The organism is Streptomyces fulvoviolaceus (assembly GCF_000718165.1).
GTDB classification, from domain to species: domain Bacteria; phylum Actinomycetota; class Actinomycetes; order Streptomycetales; family Streptomycetaceae; genus Streptomyces; species Streptomyces fulvoviolaceus.
This window is the reverse complement of sequence record NZ_JOEY01000102.1, coordinates 1-17,530: the sequence shown is the minus strand read 5'-3', so window position 1 is coordinate 17,530 and position 17,530 is coordinate 1. Positions and strand designations below refer to the sequence as shown.

Annotated in this window: 15 protein-coding genes and 2 pseudogenes; 11 read left to right on the top strand and 6 right to left on the bottom strand. The window is 68.9% G+C overall.

Annotation, left to right across the window (positions count from 1 at the left end; genetic code table 11):
- The first annotated feature begins 649 nt into the window (after nt 1–649).
- Nucleotides 650–1,663: an NADP-dependent oxidoreductase gene (locus IG08_RS0151665; protein ID WP_030621471.1), complete on the top strand. Its 1,014-nt coding sequence runs from the start codon at nt 650–652 to the stop codon at nt 1,661–1,663.
- A 256-nt stretch (nt 1,664–1,919) separates the two neighbouring features.
- On the opposite strand, the gene IG08_RS0151660 is transcribed toward IG08_RS0151665, so the two are convergent.
- Nucleotides 1,920–2,930 (bottom strand): enoyl-CoA hydratase/isomerase family protein, encoded by a 1,011-nt coding sequence (locus IG08_RS0151660; protein WP_030621469.1) that lies wholly within the window; start codon nt 2,928–2,930, stop codon nt 1,920–1,922.
- A 66-nt stretch (nt 2,931–2,996) separates the two neighbouring features.
- The gene (locus IG08_RS0151655) at nt 2,997–4,157 is read right to left on the bottom strand and encodes an iron-containing alcohol dehydrogenase (protein ID WP_030621466.1); all 1,161 of its coding nucleotides are present in this window, start codon (nt 4,155–4,157) and stop codon (nt 2,997–2,999) included.
- 128 nt (nt 4,158–4,285) lie between these two features.
- On the opposite strand from IG08_RS0151655, the gene IG08_RS0151650 reads away from it, so the two are divergent.
- The gene (locus IG08_RS0151650) at nt 4,286–5,248 is read left to right on the top strand and encodes a LysR family transcriptional regulator (protein ID WP_199821136.1); all 963 of its coding nucleotides are present in this window, start codon (nt 4,286–4,288) and stop codon (nt 5,246–5,248) included.
- 229 nt (nt 5,249–5,477) lie between these two features.
- Here the strand turns inward: IG08_RS0151650 and IG08_RS0151645 are convergent, their stop codons facing one another.
- The gene (locus tag IG08_RS0151645; RefSeq protein WP_030621463.1) at nt 5,478–6,080 is read right to left on the bottom strand and encodes a TetR/AcrR family transcriptional regulator; all 603 of its coding nucleotides are present in this window, start codon (nt 6,078–6,080) and stop codon (nt 5,478–5,480) included.
- A gap of 168 nt (nt 6,081–6,248) precedes the next feature.
- Between IG08_RS0151645 and IG08_RS55360 the strand changes: the two are divergent.
- A pseudogene (locus IG08_RS55360) lies at nt 6,249–6,961 on the top strand (SDR family oxidoreductase).
- Nucleotides 6,962–7,049: 88 nt separating this feature from the next.
- Here the strand turns inward: IG08_RS55360 and IG08_RS0151635 are convergent.
- From IG08_RS0151635 to IG08_RS0151625, 3 genes are read right to left on the bottom strand one after another with little or no spacing between them, the layout of a single operon-like run.
- Nucleotides 7,050–7,856 carry a hypothetical protein gene (locus IG08_RS0151635; RefSeq protein WP_052425317.1) on the bottom strand — a complete coding sequence of 269 codons (807 nt, stop codon included), beginning with the start codon at nt 7,854–7,856 and terminating at the stop codon, nt 7,050–7,052.
- Between the two features lie 33 nt (nt 7,857–7,889).
- Nucleotides 7,890–8,756, bottom strand: coding sequence for an alpha/beta fold hydrolase (locus tag IG08_RS0151630; RefSeq protein ID WP_030621451.1), 867 nt, complete (start codon nt 8,754–8,756; stop codon nt 7,890–7,892).
- A 49-nt stretch (nt 8,757–8,805) separates the two neighbouring features.
- Nucleotides 8,806–9,801, bottom strand: coding sequence for an NADP-dependent oxidoreductase (locus IG08_RS0151625; protein ID WP_030621447.1), 996 nt, complete (start codon nt 9,799–9,801; stop codon nt 8,806–8,808).
- Nucleotides 9,802–9,950: 149 nt separating this feature from the next.
- Here IG08_RS0151625 and IG08_RS0151620 point away from each other — a divergent pair, with 149 nt between their 5' ends.
- The 8 genes and pseudogenes from IG08_RS0151620 to IG08_RS0151585 form a co-directional block, all read left to right on the top strand.
- Complete coding sequence (locus tag IG08_RS0151620; protein ID WP_030621445.1) at nt 9,951–10,574, top strand: TetR/AcrR family transcriptional regulator; 624 nt, start codon at nt 9,951–9,953, stop codon at nt 10,572–10,574.
- Nucleotides 10,575–11,363: 789 nt separating this feature from the next.
- Nucleotides 11,364–12,275 (top strand): alpha/beta hydrolase, encoded by a 912-nt coding sequence (locus IG08_RS0151615; protein WP_030621442.1) that lies wholly within the window; start codon nt 11,364–11,366, stop codon nt 12,273–12,275.
- Nucleotides 12,276–12,460: 185 nt separating this feature from the next.
- The gene (locus tag IG08_RS0151610; RefSeq protein ID WP_030621440.1) at nt 12,461–14,350 is read left to right on the top strand and encodes a propionyl-CoA synthetase; all 1,890 of its coding nucleotides are present in this window, start codon (nt 12,461–12,463) and stop codon (nt 14,348–14,350) included.
- Nucleotides 14,351–15,339: 989 nt separating this feature from the next.
- Complete coding sequence (locus IG08_RS0151605; protein WP_043457501.1) at nt 15,340–15,756, top strand: ANTAR domain-containing protein; 417 nt, start codon at nt 15,340–15,342, stop codon at nt 15,754–15,756.
- A pseudogene (locus IG08_RS0151600) lies at nt 15,747–15,881 on the top strand (PRC-barrel domain containing protein); the annotation flags it as partial. The gene IG08_RS0151605 and the pseudogene IG08_RS0151600, both read left to right, overlap by 10 nt.
- Nucleotides 15,882–15,944: 63 nt before the next feature.
- Nucleotides 15,945–16,295, top strand: coding sequence for an ANTAR domain-containing protein (locus IG08_RS0151595; protein WP_234343214.1), 351 nt, complete (start codon nt 15,945–15,947; stop codon nt 16,293–16,295).
- Nucleotides 16,296–16,325: 30 nt separating this feature from the next.
- Complete coding sequence (locus IG08_RS0151590; protein ID WP_078656123.1) at nt 16,326–17,174, top strand: YihY/virulence factor BrkB family protein; 849 nt, start codon at nt 16,326–16,328, stop codon at nt 17,172–17,174.
- A gap of 158 nt (nt 17,175–17,332) precedes the next feature.
- On the top strand, nt 17,333–17,530 hold a 198-nt coding region (locus tag IG08_RS0151585), incomplete at its 3' end, for a DUF1206 domain-containing protein (RefSeq protein WP_030621425.1).

Genomic DNA, 17,530 nt, shown 5'->3' with positions numbered 1-17,530 from the left:
GCGGATCAACGTGCTGTTCGCGATGCTCCGCGACGGCACCTTCTACGAACCCCGAACCCCACGCCTCGCTTGACGAAAGACATAGAGGCACCCCCCCCCCCCACCACCAAGCCCGAGGCCAGGCAGTGCGGCCACCCCCGGCGGACTGAGCCACTACGAACACCTGGCGCAACCGCGCCCAGCCCAGTCGACGGGCCTCATGCGAAATGCGGGGCCGGGGCGCAGCATCCGCGGCGTCGCCCAGTACGGCCGGACCTTCCATGTCGGCGCGGTAACGGTCGCCCCACTGCAGCAGCCCCATTACCGCCGGGACGAGATCCATGCCCTTGGGTGTGATCACGTACTTCGGCCGGCTCCGCGAGCCCGGTTCTTTGCAGGTCTCGGCGGCCTCCCTTCCTCCACCAGTATCCGGAGCCGCACCGCGAGGAGGTTGCGAGGACAGCCGAGGACGCGTTCGAAGCCGCTGAAGCGGGTCGGACCGTACCAGACGTCGCGCACCCAGCCTCAGCTGAGTTTACTTTTCCATACTCAGCCGGTAGCGTCATGACCAGCACATCAACCCGGCCGCACGCGAGAAACGGGCGCGCGAGGAGACCTGCGCGAAGAATCACATCGACCACCGGAAAACCCACATGGAAAGGCGGCCGGCATGAAGGCCTTCGTCGTCGAGAAGTACGGCAAGGACGGCGCACGCGCCGCAGAGGTACCCGAGCCCACGGTCGGGGACCGCGACGTCCTGGTCAAAGTGAGCGCCGCCAGTATCAACCCGCTGGACAAGATGGTCCGCAACGGGGAGTTCAAGCAGCTCCTGAAGTACAAGGTTCCGTTCGTGCTCGGCCACGACGTGGCTGGTGTCGTGACTCGGGTCGGCTCCGCCGTACACGGCATCGAAGTCGGCGACGAGGTCTACGCCCGTCCGCGCGACCTGCGGATCGGCAGCTTCGCGGAGTTCATCGCGATCGACATGGACGACGTCGCACCCAAGCCGGCCTCCCTCACCCTCAACGAGGCAGCCGCAGTGCCGCTGGTGGCCCTGGCCGCCTGGCAGATCCTCGTCGACAAGGCCCACGTGAAGCCGGGTCAGAAGGTGCTCATCCACGCCGGTGCCGGTGGCCTCGGCTCGACGGTCATCCAGCTCGCCAAGCACCTCGGCGCTACGGTCGCCACGACCACGAACACCGACACGGAGAAGCTGGTCAGCAGCCTCGGCGCTGACATCGTCGTCGACTACACCAAGGAAGACTTCTCGAAGATGCTGTCCGGCTACGACCTCGTGCTGGACTCGGTGGGCGGAGCGAACCTCGAGAAGTCGCTGACCGTACTGAAGCCCGGCGGCCTGGCCATCAGTGTCGTCGGCCCGCCGGACCCCGGCTTCGCCAAGCAGCTCGGCGCGCCCTCCTTCATGGGCCTGGTCATGAACGTGCTCAGCCGCAAGGTGCGGAAGCAGGCCAAGGCGCTGGGCGTGCGCTACCAGTTCTTCTTCATGCAGGCCAACGGCTCCCAGCTCCGCAAACTCGGCGCCCTCTACGACAGCGGGAAACTCCGCCCGGTCATCGACAGCACCTTCCCGTTCGACCAGACACTGGAGGCGATGGCGCACGTCGAGCAGGGCCGCACCAAAGCCGGCAAGGTCGTGGTCTCCATGGTGCCCGACAACGACTGAGAGCAGTCCGGCCCCAGCCCCTCCGTCCGGCACGGTCACCGGAGGGAAGACGGCGCCGTCGGCGATCCAGTGGCGACTACGGTCAGGGAGAACCGCCGCTGTGGGCGTCTCGCTGCCTCGCATGCCGTACATCCTGCGACACAACGCGCCGCACAGCTCCACGACGCCCCGAGCCGCGGTCAGGCCCTCGCACCCGTAACGTGTCAGGAGTGTGATCACTGCGGACGGACCGCCCCGCATGCGTGGGCAGACATGCTCAGGACAGCAGCGTCCGCCCGCCGAGCGACGCACGTCGCCAGTTGGGGGTGCGGTCCTTGTCGACCAGGGCCGCACGGACACCCTCCAGGAAGTCCGGCGTGCGGATGGTCGTGCGCGTCAGGGCGAGTTCGGCGTCGAGGCACTCTCGCAGCGTGTGCTGCCTGCCCCGGGCCAGCAGGGCGTGAGTGATCTCCAGGCTCTCCGGCGAAGCGGACTCCAAGGCGGCCAGCGCGGCTGCCGCCCAGGGGGTTTCGAGGTGGCGCAGGCGTTTCTCGATCTCGCCGAGGGCCGGCGCGGCGAACGCCCAGTCCACATCCCCGCGCACCTCCGCCAGCCCACTGCCCGCCACCGGGGAGCGGCCGGCGAGGCGGTTCAGGACCACGTCCAGCGGGTCGCCGGGGTTGTCGGCCAGGGCCTCCCCGACCGCGTCAAGCCCGTCTGCGGGGACGAAGTGCGTGGCCAGACCCGTGTACAGCGCGTCGGCCGCGTCGAGCCGGTGCCCGGTCAGGCCCAGGTACATGCCGATCGCGCCGGGCAGCCTCGGCAGGAAGTAGCTGGCCCCGACGTCCGGGAAGAATCCGATCCCGGTCTCCGGCATCGCCAGCACCGCGCGCTCGGTAACGACGCGGAAGCTGCCGTGGACGGACAGACCGAGACCGCCGCCCATGCACAGGCCGTCGATGAGCGACACGACCGGCACGGGATACTCGGCGATCCGGGCGTTGAGCCGGTACTCAGATGCGAAGAACCGCTCACTGGCCTCGGCATCCCCGGCGAGGCTGTCCTCGCGGATCGTACGGATGTCTCCCCCGGCACAGAACGCCTTCGTGCTGGTACTGGCGATCAGCACAGCGGACAGCGGTGTGTCCTCCCACGCGGCGAGCACGCGGTCTATGGCGGCGACCATGTCTGCCGTCAGGGCGTTGAGCGCCTTGGGCCGGTTCAGCAGGATGCGGCCGACGCCCCGATGGACGTGGGCGAGAATCTCGACCGCTGCGGTGTCAGTCATCGGTCGTCACCTCGCCATCCGTGCGGACCTGCTGTCGTGGCCATCACGTTCCTCACTCGCCGGGGATCAGGCGTAGATCTGCGCGTAGAGATCCTGGATCTCTTCCACGGTCGGTACGACGGGGTTGTTGGCAGGGGACCCGGACGCGAGCGCCTGCTCGGCCATGAGGGGCAACAGGCGGAACCACTCGTCCTTGTCGATGCCGTGGGCTCTTGGGGTGGGCACCTCAAGAGCCTGGCACAGGGCTCGGAGCGCCTCCACGAGCCTATCGGCGGCCAAGGCGTCACTGTCGCCGTCGGTGGCGGCTCCGAGGGCGCGGGCGCAGTCGGCGTACCGGCTCTCGGCGGCGGGCACGGAGAACGCGGTCACCGCAGGGAAGAGCATCGCGTTCGACAGACCGTGGGCAACGTGGAAGTGAGCGCCGATCGGACGGCTCATGCCGTGCACCAGCGCCACGCTGGAGTTGGAGAAGGCGATGCCGGCCTGGGTCGCGGCGAGCATCATCGCCTCGCGGGCCACGAGGTCTGCCCCGTCGGCGTAGACGCGGCGGAGGTGCCGGCCGATGGTCCGGATCGCGTTCAGGGCGAGGCCGTCGGAGAACGGGTTGGCCATGCGGCTCACGTACGCCTCGACGGCATGGGTGAGCGCGTCGACACCGGTGTCGGCGGTCAACCGGGCCGGCATCGACAGGGTCAGTTCGAAGTCGACGACGGCGGCGACCGGCAGGAACGCCGGCCCCGGGCAGAGCATCTTCTCGTCCGTCGCGCTGTCGGTGATGATGGTGAACCGGGTGGCCTCCGAGCCGCTGCCCGCGGTCGTCGGGACCGCGATCACCGGAAGCGCCGGACCGAGACTCGTGTGCGGGGCCTTGTAGTCCCGCATCCGGCCGCCCTGGACGCCCAGCAGGCCAAGTGCCTTGGCGGTGTCCATCGGGCTGCCACCGCCGAACCCGATCACCGCGTCCGCCCCGTGTTCCCGCAGCACGGTCAGGCCCGCGTCGAGCGAGTCGGTCGTCGGATCCGGGACGGTAGCGGCGAACAGGCACGGCTGTAGCCCGGCATCCCTCAGCGTCGACATCAGGCGCTCCGCCACACCGGTCCCGGCAAGGAACGCGTCCGTCACCAGCAAGGGGCGGTGCAGGCCCAACCCTGCGACGACGTCACCCAGTTCGCCGACGGCACCGCCGCCGACGCGCAGGATCCGCGGGAGGGAAAGGCTGGCAACCATGGCGGTCCTTTCAGCAAGAACAGCGGAGCATGTCGCGCCCCCTGGCCCGACTGTGCGGCCCCGCACCGTGTGCAAACAACCACCAATGGCGCACACCGACTGTGCAGAAGCGCAGATACGGTGGGACTGTGCATCGCCACTCCCCGAACGAGAGCTCCGCTCCACGGCCAGCCGGCTCGCCTCGCTCCATCGATCCGCGCAGACTCCGCGCGGACGACCTGCGCTACCTGCTCGCGGTCTCCCGTACCGGACGCCTGGTGGCCGCCGCCGACGCACTCGGGGTGGACCACACCACCGTGTCACGCCGTGTCGCCGCACTGGAGAAGAGCATCGGCCTGCGCCTCATCGAGCGCGGCACGGACGGATGGACGCTGACGGAGATCGGAAGAGCCATCTCGGAGAACGCGCGCGTGATCGAGGAGGCCATCGACCGCGTCGTCGACACCGTGGCGGGCCGGGACTCGCCGTCCCTGCACGGCACGGTGCGCGTCAGCGCGCCCGACGGCTTCGGCACCGCCTTCGCCACGCCCGCCCTCGCACGGGTGCGCCGCCACCATCCCCAGCTCCAGGTCGAACTCATCACCGCGACACGGCAGCTCGCCCTGCGCCCGTCCGGTTTCGATCTCGCCGTAGTCATCGGCGTTCCCTCCAGCAGCCGCCTGGTGACCGAGCACCTCACCGACTACACGCTGGGGCTCTACGCCTGCGACGACTACCTGGCCAAGTACGGCCGGCCGGAGTCGGTGGCCGAGCTGCGCGAGCACCCGCTCATCTTCTACATCGAGTCGATGCTGCAGGTCGGCGACCTCGACATCGAGCGCCACCTTCCCGGCATGACCCCCGCCTTCTCCTCGACGAACGTCTTCGCCCAACTCGAAGCCACCCAGCAGGGAGTCGGCATCGGCGTCCTACCGGCCTTCCTGACCCAGCGGACGCGACTGCGCCGACTGCTCCCCGACGAGATCGACATCCGGCTCCCCATCACCCTGGCCGTCCGCCGGGAGGCAGTGACACACGCCGCCGTGCGCGCCCTGTGGGCCGCGCTACGGCAAGAGGTCGCCGAACGGGCCGATGAACTACTTCCGGATTGATCGCTTACTGAGGGACCGGCGGGGGTCTGGTGTTGTTGTCGTCGGCGCGGGAGGCAAGGTCTTCCGGTCCCGGCCAGGCAGTGGCGGCTGTCGCCGTCAGCGGACCAGGCAAAGCCGGCCTTTGAGGCGATCGGCCAACTCCGCCGAGTTGCCGCCGCGTCAAGATGAGAGCCATGGCGCAGCCGACGACCACCCTGATGATCGCCTCGGCCTGGGGCTGGGCCACATTTCAGCGAGGCAGCAGGACGTCGACCTGCCTCCGGATGTCCTGCACGATCTCCTCGACGCTCAAGGCGATGTTCACGCTCGCCGCCATGCTCAGGAACATCACAGCGGACACGATGTGCGCCAGCGTGGCGGCGTCGCCCTCTGTGACCCGCTCGTCTCGGCGCAGCGCGGCGGCGATGGCCTCTTCGGTCTGCGCGACGATGGCGAGTGCTGCGCTGCGCTGGGGCTCCTCGGGGTCGCCGAAGACCATCTCTCGCAGGTAGGTGCGTCCGTTGTCGATCTGGGTGCGGTTGCACTCCACGATCGGCCGGACGATCGCCAGCACCGCGTCCAGCACGCCTGGGACGGTCTCGGCGTCCGCCCGGCCCTGCTCGAGCGCTTCGGCGTACTTGGCGTTCTGCACAAGCAGGAGGAGTTCGCCCTTGGTCTTGGCATAAAGGAACAAGGTCCCGGTGCCGATGTCGGCCTTGTCGGCGATCTGCTGGGTCGTGACCTCATCGACGCCGTGTTCGGCGAACAGCTCACTGGCGGCAGCGACAATGCGGTCCAGCTTGTCCCGCTTGTTCCGCTCGCGCCGTCCGACCGACTGGGAGGCGACAGGCATGGCGGTGTCCTCCAGGAAAAGATTCTGACTGCAATCAGTTATGATGACAGTCACTACCGCGTGGGCTCGAATGTGGCTGCGCTCATTCTCCCACGGCAGGGCGAGGATTCATTGCTCCATCCGTGCACAGCCACGCACTTCACATCCCCTTGGAACGAAGGAACACCAATACCCTCTCTCGACGGAGCAGTCGTCCTCGTCACCGGCGCCAACGGCGGCATCGGCACCCACTTCGTCCACGAAGCCCTGGCTCGCGGCGCCGCCAAGGTCTACGCCACCGCCCGTTCCCCCGCGCCTGGGACGATGAACGCATCGTCCCCCTGCCCCTGGACGTCACCGACCCCGCGTCGATCGGCGCGGCCGTCGCCGCAGCGGCGGACGTCACCGTACTCGTCAACAACGCGGGCGCCGTCCCGCCGAGCGCGAGCCTGCTGGACGTCACAGAGGCGGACATCCGGGCAAACATGGAGACGAACTTCTTCGGACCGGTCTTCCTTGCCCGCGCCTTCGCACCGATCCTCGCCGGCAAGCAGGGGTCGGTCCTCATCGACGTGCACTCCGTTGCCAGCTGGTATGCCTTCGGCGGCATATACAGCGCGTCCAAGGCCGCACTGTGGTCGGCCACCAACTCGCTGCGCACTGAGCTCGCACCCATGGGCATCCACGTGACGGGTGTGCACATGGGCTACGTCGACACCGATATGGCCGCGCACGCTGACGGACCCAAGATGCTGCCGGCGCAGCTGGTGACGACGGTCTACGACGCGGTCGAGGCCGGCGAGTACGAGGTCTTGGCCGACGAGTTGACCCAGGGGGTCAAGGCTGCTCTGAGCGGCCCGGTCGAGGCGCTTTACCCGGGCCTGCACAGCACGAGCGCCTGAGCTTGTTCTTCGGTCGCGACGTGATCTCTTCACGCCGGGCCCCCGTGATCCATGGCGCTCTGCTCGCTCATGGCTGGCTCTGCGCTGCTCACTCCTCGTAGCGCGGGAGGATGTCGCCGTTCTTGACGTAGGTGAGGGCGGCGGTGACGTCGTAGGCGTGGATCGCGGAGACCTGCGGTGCCAGCCGGTTGGACAGGTGCTCGATCACGTCGCCGGTGAAGAAGGCGTCCCGTGCCGCAGTGTCGGTGAACCCAAGGCTGACCGAGGCATGGAAGTGCTGGTCACGGGGGTTGTCGTGGGCGACGTTCGGGGTGTCCCAGAGCTTTTCGCTCCAGGGCAGGAACGTCTGTGTGCGCAGCTCCTTCAGCACTCCGGTGCCGGCGAGCGCTGGAGCGAGTTCCTCGTTGACGAACTTCCGGAAGGCGCCGGCGCCCACCCCGTCTCTGCGGCGAAGGTAGATCAGAGCGCGGGCACCGACCGACTGTCCGGGGCCTGCGACGTCGTACCACCGAGAGGAGTTCGGCGGGCCGGCGTAGAGCAGGGTGCGGCGGAACACGTTGATCTCGTCGGCGTAGGCCAGCTTCGTCTGCTCGCGCCCTTTCAGGGGTGCAAGCACCGATCGGAAGGTGACTTCCGCGACGCCGTCGATCTTCCGGTCCGCGGGGATCGCGGTCTGGACCCCGTCGGTGGCCGGCCACCGGCCCGGGTTGTGCTCGGCGAGGTGGATCTGCCGGTACTCCTCCAGGCCCGGGGTGGCGGAGATGATCCCTGAGTGCGGGCCCTTCCAGTGGTCCATGCCGGTCTGGCGGGGCTGATCGGTCCGCACCCACAGCAGGATCGAGGAGGTGAGGCGCTTCTTCACTTCCAGGGGTGCGACGGCCGGTGACGTGCTCATGGTGTTGCCCTTCTCTTCCTGGTCAGGCGGTTGTCATCGGGCGAGGAACTCGACCGCCACGGGGGCGAACTCGTCGTGGTACTGGAAGATGCCGCCGTGCCCGGAGTCGGGGTAGATGATCACCTGGCTGTCCTTGATGCGCCGGTGCAGGTCCTCCGACAGGACCGACGGCACCATACGGTCGTTGTCGCCGTTGGCGATCAGGGTGGGCTGCGTGATCGACGACAGGTCGTCGGGGCCGGAGCGCCCCCACTTCTTGATCGCCTTCAGCTGTGTCTGGAACGCCTTGACCTTGATCTCCGCGTCGCGGTCCACGGTGCGCTCCTTGAGCCGATTGACGAACGCGTGCCCGGCGGCCTTGCCGGTGGCGTTGCGGTTGAAGAACAGGAACTCCTTGGGGTCCGAGCGGGTCAAGGTGGCGCGCAGGATGTCCCAGTAGGTGGTTCCGACGACCTTGTCCATGTCCTTGCCGCCCTTGGGCCCGGTGCCGGTGAGGACGAGCTTGCGGACGAGCTCGGGATGCTTCACCACCAGGGCCTGGGCGACCATGCCGCCGAGGGAGAAGGAGAAGACGTCGATCTTGTCGTACCCGAGCGCCTTGATGAAGGTGTAGGCGTCATCGGCCATCGCCTCGACACTGTCCGGCACCTGGCCGGTGGATGCCCCGACACCGCGATTGTCGAAGGCGATGACGTGACGGCCCTTCGCGACGGGGTCGACGATGCGGGGGTCCCAGTTGTCCAGGGTCGCGGCGAGGTGGACGAAGAAGACGACGGGGATGCCGCCCTTCGGTCCCAGCTCGCGGTAGGCGTAGGTGACGCCGCCGGCGCTGACGGTGCGGGCCGGGGCCTTCGCGTAGGAGGTGATGACGGCTTCGTTCGGGGTGTCGGTGCTGCTCATGACGGATTCTCCTGGTCTGTGTCGTGTCGCCCGTCGCGGTTGCGGCGGGTCAGCTGTTGCCGATGACGGCCTTGCCGCGGATGCCGCCCTGGGACAGGGACTGCAGCGCCCGCGGGGTCTCGTCGAAACGGACCACCTTTCCCACGACCGGGCGCACCACGCCCTGGTCGATGAGGGTGGTGATCTGGCGGAGCTGGTCGCCGCCGGCGCGCATGAGCAGGAACTCGTACGTCACGCCGAGCTTCTTCGCCTGCTTGCGGATCTTGCGGCTCAGACCTGCGACCGCCAGGCGCAGCAGCGGGTTCAGGCCGGCCTCGCGCGCGAAAGCGGGCTCCGGGGGACCGGCGATCCCGATGGCCTTGCCGCCGGGCTTGAGCACCCGCAGGGACTTCTCGAGAGTCTCCCCACCGATGCTGTCCAACACCAGGTCGTAGCCGGTCAGGAGCTGCTCGAAGTCCTGGGTGCGGTAATCGATCACCGTGTCCGCGCCGAGCGCGCGCACGAAGTGCGCGTTGGAGCCGCTGGCGGTCGTGGCGACGCTCGCACCGAGGTGAGCGGCGAGCTGGATCGCGATCGAACCGACCCCGCCGGCGCCGGCGTGGATGAGAACCTTCTGCCCGGGCCGCACCTTCCCGCGTTCCACCAGCGCCTGCCACGCCGTGAGCGCCACCAGCGGCAGCGAACCCGCCTCTTCCATGCTGATCGACGCGGGCTTGAGCGCCAGGTCGCCCTCCGCGACGGCGATGCGCTCGGCGAACGTGCCGATGCGGCCCTGGTCGGGCCGGCCGTAGACCTCATCTCCGAGCTGGAAGCCGCGAACCGCCTTCCCGACGCCGATGACGGTGCCCGCGACATCGTTGCCCAGGATCAGCGGCAGCTTGTAGGGCAGGATCTGCTTGAACTCACCGGCGCGGATCTTCTCATCCAGCGGGTTCAGCCCGGCGGCCTCCACCCGCACCAGCACGTCGTGCTCCCCGACGGTGGGCTCGGGGACGTCCGCCTCTTGCAGCGGCTCCTTGTACTTGGTGACGACGAACGCCCTCATGAGGTGTCACTCCTTGCCTTAGTCCGATTTATTCAGGTTTGAGACCAGGTCGGCCAATTCGGCGCGGCGCCTGAGGTCTCACCTCACTCAATCAATCCGAGTACACTCAACTATGAGTCCACTCAGAATTTTTGTCAAGGGAGGTCCCCATGGGAAGCGGTCACATGCCGATCGGGCGCCGCGAGCTGGCCAAACAGGCCAAGCGCGAGCGCATCATGACCGCAGCCCGCGAGCTGTTCACCGAACACGGCGTCGGCGGGGTCACGACGCAGCAGATCGCCGACCGAGCCGACGTCGCGATCGGGACGCTCTACCTGTACGCGTCCACGAAGGCCGAATTGCTGATCATGGTGCAGAACGAGAAGTTCGCCGCCGCCATCGACGTCGGGCTCGCCGCCGCGGACGCCGTCGACAAGCAGGGCGTGCTGGAGCCAGTCGTCGCTCTCATCCGTCCCGTGGTGGAGTGCGTGAGGGAGCACGTCGAGAACGGCCGCACATACCTGCACGAGCTCGTCTTCGGCGACCCGGTCGAGCCCTACCGGCATGAGGGTCTCGCCCTTGCCGGCCGCCTCGAGGACGGCATCACCGGCCTGCTCACTCATGACGACCACATCGAAGCCGCCGACGCGGCAACGCAGGCGCGGGTGATCACCGCGATCATCCACCTCAGCACCACCGCCACCGTGTACCTGCACCGCAGCGACGAAGCCGTCATCGCCGACATCCGCGACCAGATCCACGCCACCCTGGCGCCCCACCACCGCGCCGCATGACCACTCGCTCCACGAGCCAACCATCACCCCCGGAAAGGGGGCACCTCATGAGCACGCACTACGGCGTCGTCGCCCTCAACGCCGGAACATCCCGAACGCTCAACTGCCGATCTACCCCAACGCCGGGCATGGAGCGCAGTCCCAGTACCCCGAGCGCTCCCTGAAGCACGCCCTTCAGTTCCTCGACGAGTAGCACCCGTGCAGTCGCTGATGCCTGGTGTGCAATGACGGCCCAGCCCAACGGGCCCCAGGACTGCCACAAGCACGCCTTCTCGTCCGTGAAGTCCTGTACGCCTCCACGGTCGCAGACACGGGACAGCCCGGCGGCCGGATCGCCACCGTCCCCGTCGGCTTGACCAGTTGCCCGGCAATCCGACAGACCTACCGGTGCGGCCGGCCGAGGCAGGCGAGCCCGCGCGATGCGGGCAGGGCATACCGGCGCCCGGCTGTCGCGCCCGCACCCACCGCCACGCGACTGCACCGAAGTCAAGCCTGGACGCGGCGGCAGAATCCCCGGATCGCCGGCGCGGACGCCGCCCACAGGCGCGTCGCACGCACTCGCCCCACCGACCCCCGGGCGGTCCGGTCCACAGGTCGCGACCCGCCCGGCAGGCGCCCTGAAGAATCCATACCCGATGCCCCGTAATGGGCCTCCACGCATCCACGAGGTGATTCCGGCCTCACCTGAGTTTACTTTCTTATACTCAGAAAGTAGCGTCATGACCAGTACATCGACCCGGCCGCCGCGCGGGAACCCGGCACGGCGCCCGTCCAAGAAGGAGTACCACCATGGGAATAAGCCAAGAGGCACACGAGTTCGCGGAGTTCCTCGCGAGCGTGAGCGCGAAGTCGTCGACACCCGGCCTCGACCTGGCCGTCATCCGCGACATCGTCGACTCGAACCACAAGGCGTCGACCGAGCCGGAAGGCGTCACCTACGCGGAGGTCGACGCGAACGGCGTCCCCGCCCTGTGGGCCATCCCCGAGGGTGCCGACCCCGACCGGGCGCTGCTCCACTTCCACTTCGGCGGATCCGTCACCGCTTCCATGCACTCCGACCGCAAGGCCGCCGGCCACATCGCCAAGGCCGCCGGAGCCCGCTCCCTCGTCGTGGACTTCCGCCTGGCGCCCGAACACCCCTACCCCGCGCAGCTCGACGACGCCGAGACGGCCTACCGGTGGCTGCTCTCGCAGGGCTACGAGCCGCGGAACATCGGCAGCACGGGCCACTCGATCGGCGGGACGCTCGCGGTGATGCTCCCGCTGCGCCTGCTCGCGAAGGGCGAGGCGACGCCGGGCGCGATCGTCAGCGTCTCACCGTGGACCGACCTCACCATCCAGAACGCGTCGGTGGACGAGAACGAAGACAACGACAAGATGCTCAGCAGGAACACCCTCGAGCTCTTCCGAGGAGCCTGGCTGCAGGACCCCGCCGTGGACTTCACCGACCCCGCGATCAGCATCGCGAACGCCGATCTGACCGGCCTGCCGCCCACGACCGTCCACTACGGCGAGTACGAGACCCTCGCCGACGACGGCGCCGAACTCGGCCGCCGCCTCGCGGACTTCAAGGTCACCTCCGAGGTCCACCCGATGCCCGAAGGGCAGCACTCGTTCGTCCTGGGCGCCGGGCGCGTACCCGAGGTGGACCAGGCAATCCAGCAGATGGGTCAGTGGCTGCGCAAGCACCTCGGCACGTGAGCAGAAGCCGTACCTGACGGCGGGCCTGTTGACGGCCGGGCCGCCGCACCACCGCCATGTCGGCGACCGGTCCGCCGGTCTCCGGCATCCTGCTCGACCATGCCGGCCGGCATGCGGTACTTGTGTCCGACACCGTTCCGCAAGCAGCCCCACCACCGTCCCTCGAAGCCACAAAGGAGTGCGCGATGGGAACGTACGAGGACGTCTTCCGCTCCAGTACCGAGGACCCGGAGAGCTTCTGGCTGAAGGCGGCCGAGGGCATCGACTGGGATGTCACTCCGCGGCGCGCCCTGGACTCCTCGGGCGCACCCTTCTACCGCTGGTTTCCCGACGGGCGGCTCAACGTCTGCTTCAACGCGCTCGACCGGCACGTCGAGGCCGGCCGCGGCGAACAGCCCGCCCTCATCTACGACTCCCCCGTGACCGAGACCCGGCGCACCTACACCTACGCGCAGCTGAGGGACGAGGTGGCGGCCTTCGCCGGGGCACTCGCGCAGCTCGGCGTGGGGCGCGGCGACCGCGTGGTCATCTACATGCCGATGGTCCCCGAGGCCGCCGTCGCGATGCTGGCCTGCGCACGCATCGGCGCGGTCCACTCGGTCGTCTTCGGCGGGTTCGCCCCGCGCGAACTCGCCCTCCGCATCGATGACGCCGCCCCCAAGGTGGTCGTGTCCGCCTCCTGCGGCATCGAGGGCAAGCGGGTCATCGCATACAAGCCCCTGCTCGACCAGGCCATCGAACTCGCGGTCCACAAGCCGGAAAAGAGCGTGATCCTGCAACGCCCACAGGAGCGCGCCGAGTTGGGGCCCGACGATCTCGACTGGGGCGACCTGGTCGCCGCCGCGCCGCCGGCCGACTGCGTTCCCGTCCCCGCCACCGATCCCCTCTACATCCTCTACACGTCCGGAACGACCGGAAAACCCAAGGGAGTTGTGCGTGACTGCGGTGGCTACGCGGTCGCCCTCCACTGGTCGATGGGTGCCGTCTACGACGTGGGCCCGGGCGAGACGATGTTCACCGGCTCCGACGTCGGCTGGGTCGTCGGGCACTCGTACATCGTCTACGCACCCCTGCTGGCCGGCGCCACGACGGTCCTGTACGAAGGCAAACCGGTCGGCACCCCGGACGCCGGTCAGTTCTGGCGGGTTGCCGCCGAGCACCGGGTCAAGACGATGTTCACGGCGCCCACCGCCTTCCGGGCCATCCGCAAGGAGGACCCGAAGGGAACCCTCACCGCGGGCTACGACCTGACCGGCCTGCGCCACCTCTTCCTCGCCGGCGAGCGCCTCGACCCCGAGACCTATCACTGGGCGAGCGATCTGCTGGGCATCCCGGTGATCGACCACTGGTGGCAGACCGAAACCGGCTGGCCCATCGTCGCCAACCCCGTGGGCATCGAGGCCGCTCCTCTCAAGCCCGGGTCCCCCACCCGCCCGCTGCCGGGCTGGGACGTACGCGTCCTCGACGCTTCGGGCGAGCCGGTGCCCGCGGGGGTCGACGGTGCGATCGTCGTGCGGCTCCCCCTTCCGCCCGGCGCGCTCCCCACTCTCTGGAAGGACGACGACCGCTACGTCGCCTCCTACCTCTCCGCCTACGACGGCTACTACCTCACCGGCGACAGCGGCCACATCGACGCCGACGGCTACGTCTTCGTCATGGGCCGCACCGACGACGTCATCAACGTCGCCGGCCACCGGCTGTCCACCGGCAGCATGGAAGAGGCCCTGGCCGCCCACCCCGACGTCGCCGAATGCGCCGTCATCGGCGTCGCCGACGCCCTGAAGGGACAGGTACCGCGCGGCTTCGTCGTCCTGAAAGCCGGCATCGACCGCGAACCGAGCGAGGTCGAGGCCGAACTCGTCCAGCTCGTACGCGAACGCATCGGCGCCGTCGCCTCCCTCAAGGACGTCACGGTCGTGGCCGCCCTGCCCAAGACCCGCTCGGGAAAGATCCTGCGCAAGACGATGCGCGGCATCGCCGACGGCCACGACGAACCCATCCCCTCCACGGTGGACGACCCCGGCGTCATCGAGGCCCTGCGCCCTGTCCTCCGCCGCGCCGGTCACACCCCGTGATCGGCTGCCCCACGGCCTGGCCGATGGTGGGCGAGCGCGTCCACCGTCGGCCAGGCGGTGGGCACGGCCCGTCGACCAGGCTGGGGGTACCTTGTGACTATGGGTACGGACGCCCATGTCTTCCTCAGCAATCTCCCTCGGGGCCTCGCACCCCGAGCGGATCAATTGAGTGACGTGGTGCTGCAGCACCTGCTCGACGAGCTTCCCGAGGTGTGGAAGTACGAGGACATCGCCGCCGTGGCGCCAGTGGCGTTGTCCGCTGCCGGAACGATGAGTACGTACATGCGGGCCACCTGCGGTGGGATGCGTGCGATGCGGCGGGCGGTGGACGTTGCCCGTCTGGGGCGCATCGAGGCCGTGCCGGGACGGCGTGGCGACGGCGGGAGCAGTCCGTGGGGGCGGGTGCGAGTTCCGGCACTGATGCGCGAGGTGCGCCCTCGAAGGAGCGCGAGAGGTGATCGACGCTGCCGGGGGCTCGGGCCGTACCGGGCACGTTAGCCCTCGCCGCGCTCCCTGGACAGATGTCAAGTGGCCATCCGTTCCGGTTGGCAGACCGTTACACGGGGCGCTATCCGCAACCTTGGGGCAGAGCTACGCTGTTCGAGCAGGCCCCGGCCCCCGGCAGCGATGTCTTGTCCCGCTCCGGGAAGGCCCGCCATGTTCGTTCTGCTTCTCATCGTCGCCCTGATCTTGTTCGGTTTCGGGTTCCTCAACCCCCTCTGGTGGATGGCCGTGCTGGTCTTTCGGAGCCATCCGCTACGGCCGCGATCGCGCCGGAGGCCGGCGCGGCGGGTCCGATCTCGGGGAGCACCGGCGCTACCGGGACCGTTGGGATCGCCTCTCCAGCCGTCAGCACCGGGCGCGCTGGAGGCGCAAGGACCGTCGGGACCATGAACATCGCGGGTGACCGATGAAGTTGCCCGATATCCAGAGTTCCGGGGTGGCTTCAGCCGTTCCGGGCACGCGGACATCGTGGAGAGGTGGATGCCATGTACCGCACGACCATGCTCCGAAAGCACTGGTGGGATCTGACGGCCGAGACCTCTGCGGAGGACCCGGCGGGTCAGGATGTCGTGGCGCTGCGCGCCGAGATCGATCAGCTGCGACAGGCGCTGGCCGGCCGTCCGGTCATCGATCAAGCCTGCGGCATGGTGATGGTCCTGGCCCCGTGCCGCCGCGAGCCGGCCAGGAATCTGCTGGTGGACATGGCACGGCAGTGCAACACCAGACTTCCGGACGTAGCCGTGGCCGTGGTCGCCGCCTGGGAGGGCGAGCCGCTCCCACGGCTGATGCAGCGGGCTCTGCGGCACGCACTGCGGCGGCTCTACGCGGAGGACCGGGGGCGCGACTCGCGAGCGACAGGTGAGACGTCCGACTCAAGGCCGGCTGGGTGGGACCGCTGGTGAAGCAGGCTCCTTCGATCGGCAACGAGGACGTGCTGCCCGCCGACCGGGAGGAAGCGGTCTTCAAGCACTACGGTCTGCGCTGCCGGCCCGGCGGAGCCGGTGAGCGGCGACTGGCGCGCCGCTGACCGCCTATGGAACGGACGGCTGCGTTGTGAGGACTGCGTTGTGAGGTACGCACCATGCACCACATGACCACGCTCCATGAAGAACAGCCTCTGTTGAGGGCTGTGACCGCGGCGGGAGATGCGGCCCTGGCTGTCGAGGTCCTCGAACTACGCGCCAGGAACGAGCAGTTGGAGCAGGCGCTGGAAAGCCGTGCGGTGATCGACCAGGCGCCCGGCATGGTGATGGTCCTGGCGCCGTGCTCCAGTGAGCAATCTTGGGGCCTGCTGGTGGACGTGTCGCAGCACTGCAACGTCAAACTCCGCGACGTGGCCGCGGCCCTGGTCGCCACCACGAAGGGCCAGGAACTTCCCGAGGCGATACGGTGCGAGTGGCGTGGCGCGTTGTGGCGCCTTCGCGCGCTGGAGCGGCGGTGACGGCACGCGTGCACGGCTGTCGGTGATTGCATGCTGAAGAAGTCTTCCGGGGCTGCGGACAGCTCGTCCCTGTCGGCACGGCTGTGCCGTGTGTTCCGTGATTCGCCGGCCGAGCGGGGATGGCGGCGGAGCAGAGAGATCGAACTGGGGCCGAGGTCGCTGGGCTTCGCGGCGCTCGGGTTTCTCACCCTGGTCCCCCTGTTGATCGTTGTCTCCGCGGCCGATCCGGAGCACGGGCGGGGGTTCGCGCAGTGGCTGGGGGACGGGCTCGGTGTGTCGAGGGCGGCCAGGGACGAGATCGGGGAGCTGTTCGCCCGGCCCGGTCAGGTACTTGAGACCACGACCGCGTTCGGTCTTGCCGCCCTCGCCGTCTTCGGGCTGACCTTCGGGGCGGCGGTGCAGATGGGCTACGAGAAGGTCTGGGAGCTGCCTCCGGCCCGCTGGTACGCCAGATGGCGGCAGGTGCTGTGGCTCGCCGTGCTCGTCGGATCCCTGTACCTGACCGCCACCACCACGCTGTGGCGCCATTCGTCGGCCGGCACGCTGGCCGCGACGCTGAGCGCCGTCCTGTTCTTCTGGTGGTCCCAACGGATACTGCTCGGCGGGCGGATCGCCTGGAGCGCCCTGCTCCCCGGCGCAGCGGCGACGGCGCTCGGGCTGCTCGGCCTTCGGGTCTTCTCCCGTCTCGTCTTCTCACCACTGATCGCATCCAGTGCCGTCACCTACGGCCCTTTCGGAACCGTCCTGGTCGTCCAGTCCTGGCTGGTCGGTGTGGGCGTCGTCGTCTACGGCGGTGCACTGGTGGGCCGCCTGCTACACGAGGAACTCCCCCGCGTGGCACAGGCCTTGAAACAGCGGGCCCGGCGACGACGGCCCTGATGCCGGACAACTCCGCCGGTGACGCCCCGGACGATGACCGATGACCCAGCTGGTACGGCTCCGGCCGTCGCTCGCCGAGTGCGCGCATCAAGCCCCCGGCCTGGGGCACTCGGGGGCGGTGGACGCGTATCGCGCGTCCACGCCATGGGGAGGACATCGTGACGTCGTCCAACACGCAAGGGCGCGGCCAGGCCGTGAAGTCCGCGGCCCGTGCCACCCAGAACGAGACGCTGACTGCCGCGGGGCGGGCGGGCTTCGTCGCACGGGGTGTGGTGTACGTCCTCATCGGCGCCCTTGCCCTGCAGATCGCCCTCAGCAGCGGCGGCGAATCGGCCGACCGGCAGGGCGCGCTGGCC

Bases quoted from the DNA above. Each gene is read 5' to 3' on its own strand.
- IG08_RS0151665 (WP_030621471.1), top strand. From the start codon at position 650: ATGAAGGCCTTCGTCGTCGAGAAGTACGGCAAGGACGGCGCACGCGCC.
- IG08_RS0151660 (WP_030621469.1), bottom strand. From the start codon at position 2,930: ATGACTGACACCGCAGCGGTCGAGATTCTCGCCCACGTCCATCGGGGC.
- IG08_RS0151655 (WP_030621466.1), bottom strand. From the start codon at position 4,157: ATGGTTGCCAGCCTTTCCCTCCCGCGGATCCTGCGCGTCGGCGGCGGT.
- IG08_RS0151645 (WP_030621463.1), bottom strand. From the start codon at position 6,080: ATGCCTGTCGCCTCCCAGTCGGTCGGACGGCGCGAGCGGAACAAGCGG.
- IG08_RS0151635 (WP_052425317.1), bottom strand. From the start codon at position 7,856: ATGAGCACGTCACCGGCCGTCGCACCCCTGGAAGTGAAGAAGCGCCTC.
- IG08_RS0151630 (WP_030621451.1), bottom strand. From the start codon at position 8,756: ATGAGCAGCACCGACACCCCGAACGAAGCCGTCATCACCTCCTACGCG.
- IG08_RS0151625 (WP_030621447.1), bottom strand. From the start codon at position 9,801: ATGAGGGCGTTCGTCGTCACCAAGTACAAGGAGCCGCTGCAAGAGGCG.
- IG08_RS0151620 (WP_030621445.1), top strand. From the start codon at position 9,951: ATGGGAAGCGGTCACATGCCGATCGGGCGCCGCGAGCTGGCCAAACAG.
- IG08_RS0151615 (WP_030621442.1), top strand. From the start codon at position 11,364: ATGGGAATAAGCCAAGAGGCACACGAGTTCGCGGAGTTCCTCGCGAGC.
- IG08_RS0151610 (WP_030621440.1), top strand. From the start codon at position 12,461: ATGGGAACGTACGAGGACGTCTTCCGCTCCAGTACCGAGGACCCGGAG.
- IG08_RS0151605 (WP_043457501.1), top strand. From the start codon at position 15,340: ATGTACCGCACGACCATGCTCCGAAAGCACTGGTGGGATCTGACGGCC.
- IG08_RS0151595 (WP_234343214.1), top strand. From the start codon at position 15,945: ATGACCACGCTCCATGAAGAACAGCCTCTGTTGAGGGCTGTGACCGCG.
- IG08_RS0151590 (WP_078656123.1), top strand. From the start codon at position 16,326: ATGCTGAAGAAGTCTTCCGGGGCTGCGGACAGCTCGTCCCTGTCGGCA.